Source organism: Lysinimonas soli, from assembly GCF_042655435.1.
Classification (GTDB): Bacteria; Actinomycetota; Actinomycetes; order Actinomycetales; family Microbacteriaceae; genus Lysinimonas; species Lysinimonas soli.
This window is the reverse complement of record NZ_JBHSMG010000002.1, coordinates 585,793-603,966: the sequence shown is the minus strand read 5'-3', so window position 1 is coordinate 603,966 and position 18,174 is coordinate 585,793. Positions and strand designations below refer to the sequence as shown.

General features: G+C 69.6%; 15 protein-coding genes. 6 read left to right on the top strand and 9 right to left on the bottom strand.

Features of this window, described 5'->3' with window-relative positions:
* Positions 1-112 precede the first annotated feature (112 nt).
* From ACFPJ4_RS10540 to ACFPJ4_RS10520, 5 genes are all read left to right on the top strand, one after another.
* Entirely contained in the window at positions 113-1,081 is a 969-nt protein-coding gene (locus tag ACFPJ4_RS10540; RefSeq protein ID WP_386740363.1) for a carbohydrate ABC transporter permease, read from the top strand.
* Positions 1,081-2,013, top strand: a complete 933-nt coding sequence (locus ACFPJ4_RS10535) for a carbohydrate ABC transporter permease (protein ID WP_386740362.1) — start codon at positions 1,081-1,083, stop codon at positions 2,011-2,013. The genes ACFPJ4_RS10540 and ACFPJ4_RS10535 overlap by 1 nt, the downstream gene beginning before the upstream one ends.
* Positions 2,010-4,445 (top strand): glycosyl hydrolase family 95 catalytic domain-containing protein, encoded by a 2,436-nt coding sequence (locus ACFPJ4_RS10530; protein ID WP_386740361.1) that lies wholly within the window; start codon positions 2,010-2,012, stop codon positions 4,443-4,445. Before ACFPJ4_RS10535 ends, ACFPJ4_RS10530 begins: the two co-directional genes overlap by 4 nt.
* A gap of 7 nt (positions 4,446-4,452) precedes the next feature.
* Positions 4,453-5,793, top strand: a complete 1,341-nt coding sequence (locus ACFPJ4_RS10525; protein WP_386740360.1) for an ABC transporter substrate-binding protein — start codon at positions 4,453-4,455, stop codon at positions 5,791-5,793.
* Positions 5,794-5,868: 75 nt separating this feature from the next.
* On the top strand, positions 5,869-7,035 hold the full coding sequence (locus ACFPJ4_RS10520; protein WP_386740359.1) for an ROK family protein: 1,167 nt from the start codon (positions 5,869-5,871) through the stop codon (positions 7,033-7,035).
* A 130-nt stretch (positions 7,036-7,165) separates the two neighbouring features.
* Here the strand turns inward: ACFPJ4_RS10520 and ACFPJ4_RS10515 are convergent, their stop codons facing one another.
* The 5 genes from ACFPJ4_RS10515 to ACFPJ4_RS10495 form a co-directional block, all read right to left on the bottom strand.
* On the bottom strand, positions 7,166-7,657 hold the full coding sequence (locus tag ACFPJ4_RS10515; RefSeq protein WP_386740358.1) for a PaaI family thioesterase: 492 nt from the start codon (positions 7,655-7,657) through the stop codon (positions 7,166-7,168).
* 29 nt (positions 7,658-7,686) lie between these two features.
* Positions 7,687-8,358 (bottom strand): class I SAM-dependent methyltransferase, encoded by a 672-nt coding sequence (locus tag ACFPJ4_RS10510; protein WP_386740357.1) that lies wholly within the window; start codon positions 8,356-8,358, stop codon positions 7,687-7,689.
* A gap of 87 nt (positions 8,359-8,445) precedes the next feature.
* Positions 8,446-9,489 (bottom strand): alpha/beta fold hydrolase, encoded by a 1,044-nt coding sequence (locus ACFPJ4_RS10505; protein ID WP_386740356.1) that lies wholly within the window; start codon positions 9,487-9,489, stop codon positions 8,446-8,448.
* Positions 9,490-9,569: 80 nt separating this feature from the next.
* Positions 9,570-11,588: a right-handed parallel beta-helix repeat-containing protein gene (locus ACFPJ4_RS10500; protein WP_386740355.1), complete on the bottom strand. Its 2,019-nt coding sequence runs from the start codon at positions 11,586-11,588 to the stop codon at positions 9,570-9,572.
* A gap of 117 nt (positions 11,589-11,705) precedes the next feature.
* Complete coding sequence (locus ACFPJ4_RS10495) at positions 11,706-12,908, bottom strand: metal-dependent hydrolase family protein (RefSeq protein WP_386740354.1); 1,203 nt, start codon at positions 12,906-12,908, stop codon at positions 11,706-11,708.
* Between the two features lie 38 nt (positions 12,909-12,946).
* Between ACFPJ4_RS10495 and ACFPJ4_RS10490 the strand changes: the two genes are divergently transcribed.
* Positions 12,947-13,675 carry a creatininase family protein gene (locus ACFPJ4_RS10490; protein ID WP_386740353.1) on the top strand — a complete coding sequence of 243 codons (729 nt, stop codon included), beginning with the start codon at positions 12,947-12,949 and terminating at the stop codon, positions 13,673-13,675.
* 13 nt (positions 13,676-13,688) lie between these two features.
* Here the strand turns inward: ACFPJ4_RS10490 and ACFPJ4_RS10485 are convergent, their stop codons facing one another.
* Genes ACFPJ4_RS10485 through ACFPJ4_RS10470 form a run of 4 tightly spaced genes read right to left on the bottom strand, consistent with a single transcriptional unit; the run spans position 13,689 to position 18,148 of the window.
* Positions 13,689-15,050: an amidohydrolase gene (locus tag ACFPJ4_RS10485; RefSeq protein ID WP_386740352.1), complete on the bottom strand. Its 1,362-nt coding sequence runs from the start codon at positions 15,048-15,050 to the stop codon at positions 13,689-13,691.
* Positions 15,047-15,754 (bottom strand): purine-nucleoside phosphorylase, encoded by a 708-nt coding sequence (gene deoD / locus ACFPJ4_RS10480; protein WP_386740351.1) that lies wholly within the window; start codon positions 15,752-15,754, stop codon positions 15,047-15,049. Before deoD ends, ACFPJ4_RS10485 begins: the two co-directional genes overlap by 4 nt.
* A gap of 40 nt (positions 15,755-15,794) precedes the next feature.
* Positions 15,795-17,363 carry an ABC transporter permease gene (locus tag ACFPJ4_RS10475; protein WP_386740350.1) on the bottom strand — a complete coding sequence of 523 codons (1,569 nt, stop codon included), beginning with the start codon at positions 17,361-17,363 and terminating at the stop codon, positions 15,795-15,797.
* Positions 17,360-18,148, bottom strand: a complete 789-nt coding sequence (locus ACFPJ4_RS10470) for an ABC transporter ATP-binding protein (RefSeq protein WP_386740349.1) — start codon at positions 18,146-18,148, stop codon at positions 17,360-17,362. The genes ACFPJ4_RS10475 and ACFPJ4_RS10470 overlap by 4 nt, the downstream gene beginning before the upstream one ends.
* Positions 18,149-18,174 lie beyond the last annotated feature (26 nt).

Here is an 18,174-nt window from a genome sequence, read left to right as displayed (position 1 = left end):
CAATAAACCACGTCTACTGTGACCTGTGCAACCCCAGGGTCGACGAAGTCAGCTTCCGAGACCCGACAGGACTGCATGCCCGGCATGGTCGCCGGGCCGAATAGGAAGACCGATGACGCTCTCAACGACAGCCCCCGCCGCCGCCCCGGCGGCCCCCGGCCGTGCGCAGCGCGGGCGCACCTCGCGCCGCCCGCTCAACGCGCTGGCCCCGTCGCATCGCGGCGACGCGCGCCTCGCGTGGATCCTGATCTCCCCCGCGGCGATCGGGTTCCTGGTGTTCGCCGTCTACCCCACGCTACGCGGCGTCTACCTGAGCTTCACCGACTACCGACTGCTCAGCGCACCCCAGTGGATCGGGGTGCAGAACTTCATCGACCTGGTGCAGGACGACACCTTCTGGTCGTCGCTGCTCGTCACCGTCTACTTCGTGCTCGTCGCGGTCACCCTGACGCTGCTCCTCTCGCTCATCACCGCGGCCGTCCTGCACCGGGTTACCAAGTCGACCGTGCTGCGAGGGCTGATCATCCTGCCGTTCCTGATCTCCGGGGTCGTCGCCGCGACCGTGTGGTCGTGGATCCTCGACCCGCAGCTCGGCATCGTCAACGTCGTCCTCGAACAGCTCGGCGGCAGCCCCGTGCGCTTCCTCACCTCGCGCGACTGGGCCATTCCGTCGCTGGCGATCATCAGCGTCTGGAAGAACCTGGGCTACACCTCGATCATCATCTTCGCCGGCCTGCAGACGATCCCCCCGACGATCTACGAGGCCGGCCGCATCGACGGCGCAAGCGAGCCGAAGATGTTCTTCCGGTTGACCCTGCCGCTGCTGCGCCCGATCCTCGCCCTCGTCGTCGTGCTCAACGTCATCGGCGCCTTCCAGGTGTTCGACATCGTGTCGGTCGCGACCAAGGGCGGCCCCGCGAACGCATCGCTCGTGCTGCAGATGTACATCTACAAGAAGGCGTTCGGGCAGTTCGACTTCGGCTATGCGTCGGCGATGTCGCTCGCACTTTTCGCGATCCTCATCGTCATCACCTTCGTGCAGATGAGACTGCTGCGCGCGAATGAATCGGACAACGCCTGATGAGCGGCACCGCTGCGACCGCGGCCCCTTCACGCCCCGCGGCACGTCGTTCCCGTCGCCGCCCCAGCGTGGGGCGCGGGATCGCGTGGGGCTACCTGGTGCTCGTCGTGCTCATCACGCTGTTCCCCTTCTACTGGATGCTTCGGTCGGCGCTGTCGAACAACTTCGCGATGATCGCCGACCCGTCCAACCCGCTTCCTGTCGGATTCACCTGGGGGCCGTTCCTCCGGGTCCTGGGACTCGAGAGCACCCAGGAGGCCGTCGCACAAGGCGGCTCGGGCGCCTCGGTGCCGCTCCTGCACTACGTGCTCAACTCGGTGATCTACGCGACGGTGTCGACTGCGCTCATCGTGTTCTTCTCGCTGCTGGCGGCGTACGCCTTCTCACGACTGCAGTGGCGCGGCCGGGAGCTCGTGTTCTCGTTCTTCCTTGCCGCGCTCATGGTGCCGGGCATCCTGACCCTGCTCCCGAACTTCGTGCTCATCAAAGATCTCGGCCTGCTGAACACCTTCGCGGGCATGATCCTGCCCACGGCGCTGTTCTCGGCGTTCAACATCTTCTTCCTGCGCCAGTTCATGCTCGGTCTCTCGACGGAGATCGAGGAGGCCGCCCTCCTCGACGGGGCCGGCAAGTGGCGGATGCTGTTCGGCATCAGCCTGCCCATGACGAACGGGCCGATCATCACGCTGTCGATCCTCGGCTTCATCGGCCAGTGGAACGACTACTTCTGGCCGCTGCTCGTGACGAGCGACAACAGCGTCGCGCCGCTCACCCTGGGCCTGGCGATCTTCAAGCAGTCCTCGCCGCAGTCGCAGCCGGACTGGGCCGGTCTCATGGCGGCGACGCTCATCGCCGCCGCGCCGATGCTCGTGCTCTTCATGGTCTTCGGCCGCCGCATCGTCAACTCGATCGGCTTCACGGGGCTCAAATGACCGAACCGACACTGCAGTTGTCATGGGCGAACCCCGCCCGCGACTGGACGGAGGCCCTGCCGATCGGCGACGGCCGGATCGGCGCCATGGTCTTTGGCGGCGCCTCGGGTCACTACCAGGTCAACGACTCCACCGTCTGGTCGGGCACACCCGACGGCCCGGCGCTGGAGCTCGCGCGACTCGTCTCCGCCGGGGCCGGCCCGGCACGGCTGGCCGAGGTACGCAGTGCCCTCGCCGCGGGCCGGCTCGACGATGCCGAAGCACTCCTCATGACGTTCGAAGGGGACTACACCCAGGAGTTCCTCCCCTTCGTCGACCTTGAGGTCGGCATCCCGGGCGCCGCCCCGGCAGCGGGAGAGCCGGCGCGCGTGCTCGACCTCGATGAGGCCGTCGTGCTGGAGCAGTTGGAAGTCGAGGGAGGGCGGCTGCGCCGGCGGTCTTGGGTGTCGGACCACGTGCTCCTCGTCGAGATCATCGGTGACGCGCCCCTGCCCGAGGTGACGGTCGCAATCTCGACGCCGTTGCGGGAACTCGCTCGGCACGCGGAGCCGGAGTCGATCACCCTCGACCTGTCGGTGCCCGTGGACGGGGCGCCCCTGCACGAGGCATCCGTCATCCCGGCCCACCGCTACGCCGAACCCGACGCCGGGTCCTATGACGGCTTCGCCACCGCGGCCATCGCGGTGCGGAGCGACGGCACCGTGGACACCGACGGCTCCGGCCTTCGCATCCACGATGCCCGCCGGCTGCTGATCGCCCTCTCGACATCGACCCGCGCTGAGTCGTGGTGGGCCGACGCGGCCGGTGACGAGTGGCGGACCGTCTCACACGAGGCGATCCGCGATCGCGCCAGGGATCGTGCCCTCGCCGTCATCGACGACGAGACGCAGCTCCCTTGCCCCGGGCACGTCGCCGCTGCGCGGCGCGTCCCGGCGGCGCGGTTCGCGATCGGCGGTCGGCGCGGGGGCCGGTGGGACGTCGATGCCGACATGCTTCACGGCCAGGACCACGGCCTCCGCGCCACGATCGCCGCCGAGTACGGGCGCTACCTGCTGGCATCCGCCTCGCGGCGCGGAGGACCAGCGGCCAATCTCCAGGGCATCTGGAACGGCGATCTGCGGCCGGCCTGGTCATCCAACTACACGATCAACATCAACACCCAGATGAACTACTGGGCGACCGGGCCGCTGGGCATGCCCGACAACGCCGAGCCCTTGATCTCGCTGGTCGAGCGCGTGGCGGCCACCGGCCGTCACGTCGCGCGCGAGCTCTACGGATGCCGTGGTTGGGTCGCCCACCACAACACCGATCTCTGGGGCTGGAGCCTCGCTGTCGGCATGGGACACGGGGCGCCGAGCTGGGCCATCTGGATGATGGGTGGCGTGTGGCTCTGCCACTCTCTGTGGGACCAGGTCGAGTACGCCGGCGACGACGAGCTGCTGCGGGACCGCGTCTGGCCGCTGCTCCGCGGCGCGACCGAGTTCTGCCTCGACTGGATGCTCGTCGACGAGCAGGGCGTCGGGTACTTCGCCCCCTCGACGTCTCCCGAGAACCAGTACGCCGACGCCGACGGCCGGCCTCATGCGCTGGGGCTCACGGCGACGATGGACGTGCACCTCGTGCGCGCCCTGTTCCAACGTGCCCTGGCCGCGATCGACCGCGTCGAGCCGGACTGCCCGCTGCGCGATGAGATCGACCTGGCACTCGCGGCGCTTCCTACCGCGGCCGTCGGTGCCGACGGCAGGATCCGGGAATGGTCCGCCGACGTTCCCGATCACGAGCCGGGGCACCGTCATCTCTCGCCGATGATCGGCCTGCACCCGCTCGACCTGATCTCGCCGGACCGAACCCCGGAAATCGCCGACGCGGCGCGGCGCTTCCTCGACGCCCGGGGACCGGGTGCGATGGGGTGGTCGTGGGCGTGGAAGATCGCGCTGCGCGCCCGACTCGGAGATGGGGACGCCGCGCTCGACCTCCTGGAGGAGGCGCTCACCCCCTACGACGGCGACGTCCACCGGCACGGCCCCGTCGACGGCTCGGAGTGGGGCGGCCTGCTGCCGAATCTGTTCAACACGCATCCCCCGTTCCAGATCGATGGCAACCTCGGCTTCCCAGCCGCGATCGCCGAGCTGCTGCTGCAGAGCCACCTCGGCTCGATCGACCTGCTGCCCGCCTTGCCGACCGCCTGGCCGGAGGGCCGGGTCGACGGCCTGCGCGCCCGCGGCGCGGTCGCCGTCGACCTCGAATGGTCGCAAGGCCGACTGCACAGCGCCACCCTGCACGAGCTGCTCGGCACGCCGCGCGACGTCGTCGTGCGCTCCGGCGGCACCCGCTTCGACGTCCACCTCCCCGCCGGAGGCTCGGTCGTCGTCACCGACCCACCACACAACCCCGTTCCGGCGCCAGCGACGGCGTCCGGGCAATCACAGTGAGGAACTCATGAAGACGCTCCGCATCATCGCCGGGCTGGCCATCGCCGGGCTGGCAGCCGCCGCACTCGCCGCCTGCTCCACCGGAGGCGCCTCCGGCGGCAAGGTGACCGTCAACTGGTGGACCTGGGACGACAAGCAGGCCGCGGCCTACAAGCTCTGCGTTCCGGGGTTCGAGAAAGAGAACCCCGACATCACGGTGAAGGTGTCGCAGTACAACGTGAACGACTACTTCACCAAGCTCACGGCCGGCTTCGTCGCGGGCACCGCGCCGGACGCCTTCCAGAACAGTGTGCCGAACCTCGGCCAGTACGCGGGGCAGAAGCAGATCATGCCCCTCGACGACCTGATCAAGAAGAACAACGTCGACCTCAAGCGCTACAGCGTGGGCGTCGCCTCGTGGAAGTACACCGACGGCAAGCAGTACGGCATCCCCGTCGACTGGGCCGGCTCGGCGATCTACTTCAACGAGGACATGATCAAGGCCGCCGGGTACACCGCCTCCGACATCGACGACATGACCTGGAACCCGACCGACGGCGGCACGTTCGACAAGATCGTCGCGCACCTCACCATCGACAAGAACGGCGTCCGCGGCGATCAGGCCGGCTTCGACAAGGAGAACATCAAGACGTATGGCGTCGGCACCCTGGCTTCGAGCGATTTGAACGGCCAGACGTCGTGGAACCCGTTCGCGTCAACGACCGGATGGCGTCTCGGCGGCGACACTCCGGCCTGGCCGAAGAAGCTGGACCTCGACAACGAGAACCTCGCGGCGACCCTGAACTACGTTCAGAGTCTCAGCGCCCGCGGGTTCATGCCGAAGTTCGGTCAGTTCACGGTCTCGTCGGCCGAGCAGATGGGTGCCGGCCAGGTCGCCATGGCCCAGGACGGCACCTGGAACGCCACCTCGATCACCAAGGTGCCCAACCTCAAGGTCGGGATCGCCCCGACCGTCAAGGGACCGAAGGGACGCTCGATGATCAGCAACTCGAACGCCGACAACATCTTCGTCGGCACCAAGCACGCCGATGAGACCTTCAAGTGGGTGGCGTACAAGTCGTCGGAGGCGTGCCAGACCGTTGCCGGCAAGACGGCGACCTTCCTGCCGTCGATCGCGAAGTCGCTGCAGTCGGCGGTCGACTATCAGAAGACGCAGGGCGTCGACATCTCCAGCTTCGTCAACGAGTTGAAGGACGGCACTCTCTACCCGGCCCAGCCGACGGCGAACGGGCAGGAACTGGCCGACACCATCCAGCCGATGTTCGAGGGATTCTTCAACGGCGAGTCGACCACGTCGTTCCTGAAGACCGCGCAGCAGAAGTCCGAAGAGATCCTCGCCAAGAAGTAGCGAGGATCCTCCACTAGCGGGCGGGGGCTCCTGCTCCCGCCCGCTAGTGTGTCCGCACGAGCAAGGAATCATCCGATGAACGACGAGACCCACGCGCGCACCGCGCTTCTGCGGTCGTCGACGGACTCCGCCACTCGCGTGTTCACGACGATCCTCACGCACAGCCCGATCAGCCGGACCGAGGTGGCCCGTCTCACCGGGCTGTCGCAGGCCGCCGTGACGAAGGCCGTCATCCCTCTCGTTACGGTGGGGCTCGTCGACGACACCCTGGACTCTCGACGCGACGGTCTTCCCGGCCGGCCGATGGCGCCCGTCGCGATCGTGCCCGAGGCCATGGTCGCGATCGGCGTCAAAGTCAACGCCGACGAGCTCATCGGCGTGGCCTCCGACATCACCACCCGCATCCTCGCCACCGAGCGGACTCCCCTGGTATCGCATGAACCGAACGACGTCGTCAACGGGATCGTGGCGATGTGCGAGCGTCTGCAGATCGCGCTCGGTGCGCTCGGCCCCCGCCTCTCCTGCGTCGGAGTCGCCGTCTCGGGTGACGTGGACACCGACAGCGGCATGGTCCGCGAGTCCGCCCTCATGGGGTGGAGTCATGTCGAGCTGGGCGCCGAGCTCGGCCGACGGCTCACAATGCCGGTGATCATCGAGAACGACGTCCGCGCCCTCACGATCGGCGAGCACTGGTTCGGTGTCGGGCTCGGGACCAGCTCGTTCGCGATCGTCACGATCGGGCGCGGGATCGGTTCCGGCCTCCATCTGAACGGCGAAGTCGTCGAGGGCGCCTACGGCGTCGCCGGCGAGATCGGCCACCTGCCTCTTACCTCGCCGGACCGGATCTGCCCCTGCGGTCGACGGGGCTGCGTGGAAGCGGTGGCGGCGACGAGCTCCATCGTCGGTGCGATCTCGCAGGCGCACGGCCGGTCCATCGACATCGAGGAGGCGGTCGACCTGGCGCACGCCGGCGATGCAGCGGCATGTCAGGCGTTCGGCGAGGCCGGCGCCGTGGTCGGAACGGCGATCGCCAGCCTGGTCAACATGGTCGGACCGGAGCTCGTCATCATCGGCGGCGAGGCGGTCGCCCACTTCGATCTGTTCGAGGAGCGGCTGCGCCAGACCTACGCGGAGCACGTCTTCGGGTCCGCTGTGCACGCCCGCATCGTGGTGCGCCCTCACACCTTCGAGGACTGGGCCCGCGGCGCCGCCGCGGCGGCGATTCGCGCGCTCGTCGTTTAAGCCGTCGCGAAGACCACCCCGGCAGCTGCACCAGCACCGACACCGAGACCGACCGAACCCCGACGCCCGCACCGACCGAGGAGACCTACGCCACCCTGCGAGCGCGCGCCCGCGAGCTCCGCATCCCGAACTACTCCCCGTCGAAGTCGAAGAGGTGCAGCGTCGCCGTGACGGTCGACAGCACCTGACCACGACCATCGGCGAGTTCGCCCCTGACCACGGTGCGCAACGGCAGCGACATCACCACCTCGGCGGTCGCCGTCAGGGCGCCGGGCTGCGGCGAGACCGGCCGGATGTAGCGGGTGCGCGATTCGACCGTCGCCCATCCTTGCCGGGGCCCGGTCAGGCTGTGCCCGACGCACGCGATGGCGGCGTTGACCAGAAGGTTCGCCGCGCCCGGATCGAGTTCCCGGAGAAGACCGAACTGGGACTCGGATGCCGAACAGAGCAGCTGAACCCTCCCCTGCGCGACCTCGAGGATCTCGGCACTGATCAGAGGGCCGATCGGCGGTGGGGCGAACACCCCGTCGCCGAGGCCGCTCAGGTACGCCACCCCCGACACCCCGGTGTCGACGCGCGAGCCGATGACGGGGCCGGCCCACTCGAAGGTCTCGGATCTCACGCCCGGCTCCCCGTGCCGGATCACGTCCGTCACGCCTGCGCCGTACCGGCGATGTGCGTGTTGAAGGGAAGGAAGGGGGTCTGCAGTCGATAGTGCTCGACGCTCACGCTCGCGAATCCGGCCTCGAGGATGGACTGCTCGAGGTCCCGCTCGCACGAGCAGCCCTCGAAGGTCCACGCCCAGGGCCGGCGGAGGATCCGCTGCGCGGCGCGGGTCACCGAGCCGTCCGCGGCCGCGACGTGCTCGACGAAGCGAAAGGTGCCGCCCGGGCGCAGCAGGCGGCGGATCTCGGCGAGCACCGCCAGGGGATCGGCCACGGAGCACAGCACGAGCGACGAGATCACGCTGTCGACGCTGTGGTCGGGCAGGCCCGTGCGCTCGGCCATCGCCTCGTGCAGCTCGAGCTGCACGCCGTGGCGCTGCGCCGCCGACCGGAGGCGCGCATGCATGTACCGGTTCGGCTCGATCGCGATGAGACGACCACCGGCCGGGAGGTAGGCGAGGTTGGCGCCGACGCCGGACCCGATCTCGACCACCTCGCGAGGCAGCTCCGCGAAGACGCGTCGCTTGCGCGGGCGAAGACTCCGCTCGAGGTACGGACCCATCACGCGGAAGAAGGCGGCGTTGAAGGGCCCCCTGCGGCGGTGCAGCTCGAACCCGATGGTCGGGGTCGACGGGGTGGTCGGGGTGGTGTCGATCATGGCTGCTCCTGAGCGTCTCGAGTCGATCGCCCCACTCTGCTGGATGCCGCGCCGCGCGACAGGCGGGGAATTACCCCACCTCGCCGCTCAGCGCCGGTCCCCCTGAGCGGCATGCCAGGCGGCGATCTGCGCACGCGACCGGACCGCCAGCCGCAACCGGATCCGCTCCACATGGCCCTCGGCGGAGCGCTCACCGATGCCGAGCCGCTCCGCGATCTCGCGATTGGTGCATCCCGCACTGACCAGGGCCGCCACCTCGCGCTGCCGCGGGGTCAGGTCGAGGGCACCCCGGCGTGCGGCCCGCAGACCCAGGAATCGTCGAATCGTGGTCACGAGCTCGTGCGCATCCCCGATGTACGGCAGGTGCGAACGGCCCGGAAGCACGATCAGCTGCGCCCCGGCGATCCCGTCGACAAGGACGGCGGCCTGGGCCAGCGGCACGGCCCGGTCATGCGCGCGGTGCACGACGAGAGTCGGCGCGCGTACCTCGCCGAGGAGCTCGCCGATGTCGAGCCGGTAGCTCATCGCCAGGAGCGCCCGCGCGGTCGCCGCCGTCGAGCAGGCCCGCTGGTAGCGACCGAACTCCTGCCGCGTCGTCGCATCGGCGTCCGGCGCGAAGATCTCGGTGAGCACGTCGGATCCCAGCCCCCAGTGCGAGTCGATCAGCCCGAGCACGTTCTCCTGCGCACCCGACGGGGAGATGTCGGCGCCGCGCACCCACCCCCCGTACAGCACGAGGCTGCGGACCGACTCCGGGTGCGCGGCCGCCCAGGCGACGGCGACCAGGGACCCCATCGAGGTGCCCACCAGGTCGAACGGCTCCGGTCCCAGGGTCGCGATCACCGCGCTCAGCTGATCGAGCTCGCGCTCCAGGGACGGCGAGGAATCCGAATCCGGAGCCTCGGACGGCGCGGACGGGACCGACAACCCCGACCCGGCACGGTCGTACCGCAGCAGCCGGCATCCCGCGGCGAGCCCCTCATAGAACGCGCGCTCCTGCCGCAGCTCCCACCCGAGTTCGAGGTGACTGAGCCAGCCCGTGACGTAGACGATCGGCCGACCCGAGCCGACCGAGGCGTACGCGATCTGCACGCCGTCGGACGTGGTCAGCCGTTCGATGCGCTGCTGCACGACTCCATTGTGGCCACTCAGGTGCCGGTGCAGGGGCGGGACAGCCGCAGCTCCCCCGCCCCTGCACCCCGGCATCCCCGCTAGGGGGTGACGCCCGGGAAGGTGCGCAACGCCGGCTCGATGCCGGCGTTCGCGATCACCTGCAGGGCATCGGCGGGCCAGGCCGTACCGGTCACCTTGATGTTGCCGGTCACCTGGATGTTGCGCGTGGCGGCGTTCGGGGTCTGGGCGAATCCGGAGTTGTACCAGTTGTTCTGGATCACGTCATCCCGTGTGTAGTTGTTGCCGTAGGAGTTCGTGAAGACCCACGCCCCCGAGTCCTGCACCACGTTGTTCTGCTCCGTGACGTAGCGCGAGCCCTCGTCGAGGTACAGCCCCACGGTGTGCAGGTTGTCGTAGATGTAGTTGCCGCTGAACACGGCCCCCGGGTTCGCCGACAGGTTGTACAGGCTGCCGCCGTCGTGGAAGACCTTCTTGGTGCCGTGGATCAGGTTGTCGGTCACCTCGGTGTTCTTCAGCGTCGTCGGCGTCGAGTAGATCGGCTGGTAGGCGTACAGACCGCGGTTCTGATAGTCGGGGCTCCCCCCGGCATCGTTGGCGCCCCAGCCCCAGCCGATGTCGATCCCGTCGTAGGCGAGGTTCGACACCTCGTTGTGGGCGATCACGGCGTGGTCGACATAGGTGGAGAGGATGCCGGACATCTCCTTGTAGTCCTTGGCGACATCCGTGATCAGGTTGTTGTCGATCGTGATGTCGCGCAGGGTCATCGCCGGGTTGCTCGGGTGATGCGCGTCGGGCTGCACCCCGCCGACGACGACGCCCGCCCCGCCGAGGTCGGTGAACAGGTTGTGATGAACGGTCGTCGACGTCACCCCCAGGCCGATGCCCGAGGCGTTCGCATTCGCGTCCAGCCCGATGCCGAGACCGACCTGGCCGAGGTGCGAGAAGGTGTTGTCCGAGAACGAGACGCTGCTCGCCGCGGCCACCTGCACGGCGGCCGGCATCTGATTCCAGCCGTTGCGCGCGCCCTCGAACTGCGCGCATCCCGACTGGCAGCTGCTCAGGTAGTCGGCCGGTTGCGGGTAGGCGCGCGGAATGAACGCGCCGTTCTGCTGGTCGGCATAGCCGATCGCCGTTCCGGGCGACAGCCAGGTCGAGTACGAGAACTGGATTCCCGAGAAGCTGAGGTCGTGCACGGGGCGCGAGTAGCTTCCGGCGATCTGCACCAGCGACTCCAGCCGCGGAAGCACGAACGACTCCGCGTTGGGGTTCTCGGAGGCCGACGCCCGGTAGTACAGCTTGCCGGCCGCCGGGTCGAGGTACCACTGCCCCGGCTGGAGGAAGGAGTACGAGTTCTCGAGCTGCAGCTTGCCGCCCGCGAAGGGGTGCGCGAGGGTGTCGTATCCCCAGTTGTTGTTCTGCCATCCGGGCTGCTGCATCGTCACCGTCGTTCCGCTGATGCTCTGCATGACGGCGTAGCGGTCGGTGAAGGAGTCCTGGCTCTCGACCTCGATCCGGTTCTGGTTCGGAAGGTCGGCGAGGTAGCTCAGAGCCGGGTTCACGATCTCCATGCCGGAGGTCGTGACGCTGACGTCGCTGCGGGCGATCGTGATCGCGGCCCGGGGCGCCGACGCGTCGTTCTTGTACAGCTGACGACTGTCCTGCCCTTCGGGAACGGAGGCGACGTAGATGTTCTTCGAGGCGTCGGAGACCGACCATCCGGTCACGCTCCGGCCGCCTGAGAGCACCGGCTTGGCTCCCGGCGCCGCCGTCCACGTGACTGGGTGGCCAGGACGTCCGGAATCCAGAGCGCTGAACCGCAGCGGCCGGGAGAGGTCGAAGGTGCCGTCGGTCAGCTCGACCGTGACCCCGCGGCCGGCGAGCGCGGCGATCCGCGCGAGGGCCTGGGCGGCGGCGAGCGACCGCAACGGGCTCCTCGGACCGCCGGCGTTGTGATCGTTGCCCTTGGGCGACACCACGATCGTGATCGGGCCCGGGATGGGCGGGGTGGCGAAGGCCGGCGCACCGCCGACCGCGGTCAGGCCGGCCGTGACGAGAGCGATCCCCCCGAGAACGCCTGCCAGACGTCGTTGTCTCATCTGTTCCAACTCCTTTGCTGGACGTACGTCACATTGATCATACGTGTGATGTATAGATCTACTCCCGAACAGGGGTAGACGTCAAGGTCTAGGGATGGCCGACGTGATCGGGGCGCGTCAGTGCGGGAGCGTCCCCCGCACCACCCGCCCTCGGGAGACGACCGCGACGAGACGGTCGACCGTGAGCTCGTCGATGGTCTCCCACGGTCGACCCCGCATCACGACGAAGTCGGCGGGCGCACCCCGAACGAGTCTGCCGAGATCGGACCGCCCGACCGTCGCGGCGGCGCGACTGGTCGCGGCCTGGAGGGCGCGTTCCGCCGTCCATCCGAAGATCCGGGCCATCTCCCGGACCTCCGTCATCTGCTCTCCGAATCGCACGTGGAATCCATTCGCGTCTGTTCCCAGGACGAAGTCGACCCCGAGGTCCGCGGCCGCCCTCAGCCGCTCGTCGCGCGTCTCGAGAAGCGCTCCGGCCTTCGCCGCCTGCTCCTCATCCGCCCCGACCCCGTGGGCGATGCGATCGTTGATCAGCAGCGTCGGCGCGACCGAGACGCCGGCCGAGACCAGGCGCTCCGCCTGCTCCGCGGGCAGAAGGGTCCCGTGCTCGATCGAGTCCACCCCGTGGTCGAGCGCGATCCGGACGCCCTCGGGCGTGTGCGCGTGAGCCGCGACCCTCAGCCCCAGCGCGTGCGCCTCGTCGACGATCGCGTCGATCTCGGCCGAGGTGTGGTTGCGCCAGGCGGCCTTGTCACCGACCGAGAGCACGCCCCCGCTGGTCGCGATCTTGATGCCGTCGGCTCCGGCACGAGCCCAATGTCGCACGAGGGCGCGGCACGCATCGGGACCGTCCGCGACGGGGGGCCGGTTCGACACCGCCGGCGGCGTGAACAGGTCGCCGTGGCCGCCGGTCATGCTGACCATGCCGTAGGCGAGAACGCGCGGGCCGTCGACGATGCCCTGCTCGAGGGCGCGGCGCAGGGAGAACTGCACCTCGTTCGCCGAGAGGTCGCGCACGGTCGTCACCCCGCCGTCGAGCGCGCGGCGGGCGTGCGCGAGACCGTGCAGAACCTGCTCCTCCGGTCGCGTCACGAGGGGCCAGGTGAGAAACCCCGAGGGCGTCGAACCCGCATTGCCGACCAGGTGCACGTGGGTGTCGACCAGCCCGGGGATCACACTCAAGCCGCTGTCGGCCACGGCCGGCGCGATCGACGAGATCGCTCCATCCGCGCCGTCGGCGACCCAGCTCACGGTACTGAGACCGCGGAACCCTGTCCCGTCCCACAGCCGGGCCCCCTCGATCGTCATCGTGTCGCTCATGGACGGATCTCTTCCTCGCCGCTCGTTAGCCTGGGATCGTGCTTGATGCCTATCGCTCCGCGTGGACCGACGTCGCCGCCCATCTGCGCGACTCCGCCTCGATCGCCATTCTGCCGTTCGGAGCCCTCGAGCAGCACGGTCCGCACCTGCCACTCGGCACCGACACCGCAACCGCCGCGGAGGTGGCCCGCCGGCTCGCCGAGCGGCTCGACGCGGTTCTGCTGCCGCCCATCCACTACGGCGACACCTGGAACAACGCGGGATACCCCGGCACGCTGTCGCTGTCGCCCACGACCGTGACGGCGATCGCCGTCGATCTGGGGCGCGCCCTCGCCGACTCGGGTGCCTCGGTGTTCGTCGTGGTCAACGGCGACTGGGGTAACCGCAACCCCTTGGCCGCCGCCATGCGCACGCTCACCATGGAGGGACGCATCCGGGCCATCGCCCTGGACTACCCCGGGATGGATGCGGCGATCGAGCGGGTCCGCGAGAGCCGCGGTGCGGCGCCCGGACTCAACCACGCCGACGAGGCCGAGACGTCGCTCATGCTCGCCATCGACCCCGACGCGGTGCACACCGATCGCTTCGCCCCGAGCTATCCCGTGTTTCCCAGCGATTTCGGCACCCGGCCGATGCAACTGCATCCGTTCTCGGAATCCGGCGTCTTCGGCGACCCGACGACCGCGACCGCGGCGAAGGGTGAGGCGATCCTCGCGGCGACCGTCGAGGCATCCCTCGCGGTGCTCGCCGATCTGACCTCCCCCTGAGCGGATCACGGGCTCAGGCGTCGTAGTCCTGGATGCTTCGCCCGTGACTGCGATCGGTCAGCCGCGGCAGCCGCGGCGCGATCTCGGCCGTGAGAGCGGCGACATCGACGGTGAGCAACCGGCGACCCCGCATGAGCACGCGGCCGTCGACGATCGTCGTGTCGATGTCGTCGGAGTGCGCGCTGTAGACGAGCGTCGCGGCGAGATCGTGCACCGGCTGGGTACGCGGCCCCGTCAGGTCGACCAGCAGCAGGTCGGCCCGGAAGCCCGGCGCGATCCGTCCCAGGTCGTGCTCGCGTCCGATCGCGCGGGCGCTCTGGATCGTCGCGTGCTCGAGCACCTCTCGCGCGGTCAGGAACGACTGGTCCCGTTCGACGGCCTTCTGCACGAGCGCGAAGAAGGTCATGGTCTCCCATAGGTCCGAGGTGTTGTTCGACGCTGCCCCGTCGGTCGCGAGCCCCACGGGCACCCCCGCGTCTCGCAGCACCCGCACCGGGGTCGTGTCGGTACCGTGCTTGAGGTAGCCCTTGGCGGCCGACCCGACGCCGACGCGCGCCCCCGCGAGAGTCGGGAGGTCCTCGGGCACGATCCCGATGCCGTGCGCGATCAGCACGCGCGCATCGAAGAGTCCCGCCCGACGCAGCACCTCGATGGGCGTGACCCCCTCGCGATCGAGACTGTGCCTGGTCTGGCTGCGGCTCTCGGAGGCATGGATGTGGATCGGCAGCTCGTGCTCGACCGCGGCCCGTGCCGTCGCGACGAGGTCGTCGTGGCCGACCGTGTACGGCGCGTGCGGGGCGAGCGCCGCCGTGATGCGACCGTCGCCCCGGCCGGCCCACCGCTCGGCGAAATCGAGTCCCCGCTCGAGGCCCGCCGGTCCGTCCGACGAGAAGTAGGTCAGCCCGAGCAGGGCGCGCAGCCCGGTCTCCTCGGTCGACCGGGCGATCGCGTCCATCCCGAAGTAGTGGTCGGCGAAGGTCGTCGTCCCCGTCGAGATCATCTCGGACGCGGCGAGGCGCGCGCCGAGTTCGATGTCGGGCTCGGTGAGGTTCACCTCCATCGGCCAGATGAACTCGTTGAACCAGCGCTCCTCGTTCACGTCCTCGGCGACGCCGCGGAACAGCACCATGGGCGAGTGAGCGTGACAGTTGATGAGCCCCGGCATCGCGACCATGCCGTGCGCCTCGATGACCTCGAGAGCGGCCACCGCGGTCCCCGTCGGCTGCACCGCGTCGATCAGCCCGCCGCGCACGACGACATCGTGACCGGGAAGGAAGTGAATGCCGCGGGTCTCATCCCAGGCGAGCACGACGGCGTCACGGATGACGAGGTCGGCCGGGGCGGGCGTCGTCGGAGCGACGGATGCCTCGCTCACGACTGCAGCGCGGCGATCGCGACCTCGACGGCGCGGCCGAAGGTCTTCTCGCGTTCCTCGGAGCTCATCTCCTCGGTCTTGTAGACGTGATCGCTGACGGTTCCGACCATGAGGGTCTGGAAGCCCTCGACGGCGCCGACGGTGTAGAGCGCGGCGGCCTCCATCTCCACGGCGAGCGTGCCCATGGCGATCAGCTTCGCGACGGTGTCGTTCTCGGGCTGATAGAAGGCGTCGGTCGTGAAGATGGGACCGACATGCAGGGGGATCCCCGCGGACTCCGCGTGTTCGACGGCCGCCCGCAGGAGCGAGAAGGTGGGCGCCGCACTGTAGTTGATGCCCGGCACGCGCCGGACGGTCATCGCGGAGTCGGTGTGGGCGGCCGAGGCCGCGATCACGTCGCCGAGCTGCAGGAAGTCCTGCGCGCCGCCCATCGTGCCGACCCGCACGATGCGCGTGACGCCGTAGGCGCGGGCGAGTTCCGTCGCGTAGATCGACACCGACGGCGAGCCCATGCCGGATGCCATGACCGAGATCGGCCGACCGGCGATCGTGCCGGTGTAGCCGAGGATGCCGCGCACCTCGGTCACGAGCCTCGGTGAATCGAAGTAGGTCTCGGCGATCAGCTTCGCGCGCCGCGGGTCGCCCGGCATGATGACGTTCGGCGCGAACTCGCCCTCCTGGGCGGCGATGTGAGGCGTGGGCATTCGATGTTCCTTTCGATCGGGACGGCGGGCCGACGCGCGGTCAGCGCGCCACGGTGAAGCGGGAGAGCACGGCCCGCTCGGCGGCGCTCACGATGCTGTAGAAGACGACCGACACGGCGGCGAGCAGCATGGCGGCCGCCCACAGCTGGTTGTAGTTGCTGAAGGAGCGCGACACGACGATCATGTGGCCGAGCCCGTCACCGGTCGCGAGCCACTCGGCGAGCGTCGCGCCGAGCACCGCCGCGGGCGCGGCGATGCGGGCCGAGGCGAAGATCGTCGGCAGGGCGGTCGGCAGCCGCAGGCGCCACAGCGTCTGGGCGAGGGAGGCGTCGTAGCTGCGCATCAGCAGCAGGGCGTCCGCGGGGACCCGGGACATGCCCTGCTGCACGTTGGCCAGCGTCGGGAAGAAGGTGACGATGGTCGTGATGGCGATCACCCCGGGCAGTCCTCGACCGAAGACCACGAGCAGCACGGGGATGAGCGCGACGATCGGCACCGAGCGCAGCGCCACGGTGAGCGGCGTGAAGGCCAGCTCCAGGGGAGGCGCGAGCACGAATACGGTCGCCACGAGGATGCCGACCGCCAGGCCCGCCGCGTACCCCACGCCCGCGTGCACGAGGGTCACGCCGAGCGCGTCGATCAACTCCGAGCGGTTCCGGGAGGCATCCGGGACGAGCACGAGGTAGTCGAAGACGGCCACCGGCGTCTTGCCGACGAACGGGGTGACCGCGAAGACGACGAGGTACAGCCACCACGCCCCGATCACGATGGCGAGCGAGGTCACCGCCCAGCCGAGCGCACCCAGCACTCGACGGACCGCCGATGTTCGAGTCGGCCGCGCCGCCGCGGCGGTCGAGAGGCCCGTCGACCACGGCACGAGCACCCGGCGGGCGATTCCCAGAAGGCCGTAGGGGATGCCCGCCATGGCGGTGGCCAGCACCGCGACGGCGAACACCTGCGCGAGATGCAGCTGCTGGAGCCCGTTGATCAGCAGAACCCCGAGGCCCCGGTCGGCGCCGATGAACTCGCCGAAGACGGCGCCGAGCGTCGCGGCGGCCGCGCCGATCTGCAGTCCGGTGAGGACCGCGGGGATGCCGCTCGGCATCCGGACGAATCGCAGGGCGGCGAACGGTCCCCCGCCCAGCGCCCGCACGACGGTGAGCTGGCCGCGGTCGGCCGAACGCAGGCCCAGCATGGTGCCGACCAGGGTGGTGAAGAAGACGGAGAGGGCCGCCAGCACGACCCGGGCGGTGTCGGGGTCGAAGGTCAACTGCAACAGGGGCATCACCGCGACCAGCGGCAGGCAGTAGAGCACCAGGGCGAGCTGCTGCAGCAACCGCTCGACGACCCGGAACTGCACGAAGAGCACGGCCAGGACGATGGCGGCGAGGTCTCCCCAGAACCAGCCCCGGATCGCGACCCACGCCGTGGACGCGAAGTTCACGCCGTACAGGCTCGCGTTCTGCACGATCTCGACCACGACGGCACTGGGCGGTGCGATCACTCCGAGCCGCGAGAGCCCCAGCCGCGCCGCGAGTTCCCAGATCGCGAGCGACAGGATGCTCGCCGCGATGAGCACGAGCGCCCGGCGCCGGCGCGTGGTCGTCACGCGTCCGCCATCGCGGGCTCGCCGCCCGCGTGCAGCATCGCGCTGAGCCGATCGCACACGGCGTGGAACGCGGGCTCGGTGAGAAGGCTGCGGGTGCGGGGGCGGGCGAAGTCGATCGCGACCTCCCCGACGATGCGGCCAGGGCGAGGCGACATCACCACGACCCGGTCGGCCAGGAAGGCCGCCTCCGAGATCGAGTGGGTGACCAGCAGGGCGGTCGCACCGGTGCTCGCCCAGAGCGACTGGAGCTCCTCGTTCATGTACTGGCGGGTGATCTCGTCCAGCGCGCCGAACGGCTCGTCCAGCAGCAGGATCTCGGGACGGATGGCGATCGCCCGGGCGATGGCGACGCGCTGCCTCATCCCTCCCGAGAGCTCGCCCGGTCTGGCCTTGGCGAAGTCCTCGAGCCCGATGAGGCTCAGCAACTCGTCGATCCGCTCGTTCGGGATCGGCCTTCCCATGACCTGCCCGGGCAGGCGGATGTTGTCGCGCACGCTGCGCCACGGAAGCAGCGAGGGATCCTGCAGCGCGAGGCCGGTGCGGTGCGCGCGCCGGATCGCGGCCGGCGTCTCATCGTGCACCGTGACAGTCCCGGCGGTGGGCTCCTCGAGGTCGGCGAGCAGGCGCAGGATGGTCGACTTGCCGCATCCCGACGGGCCGAGCAGGACGGTGAAGGAGCCCCGCGGCACGACCAGATCGATTCCGTCGAGCGCGACGACCTCGCCCGACCTCGTCGGATACGACTTCCTCACCTTCGCGAGGGCGAAGCCGTTCTGCTCTGCCATGGTCTCCTCCACCGTCCTGCGTCTGC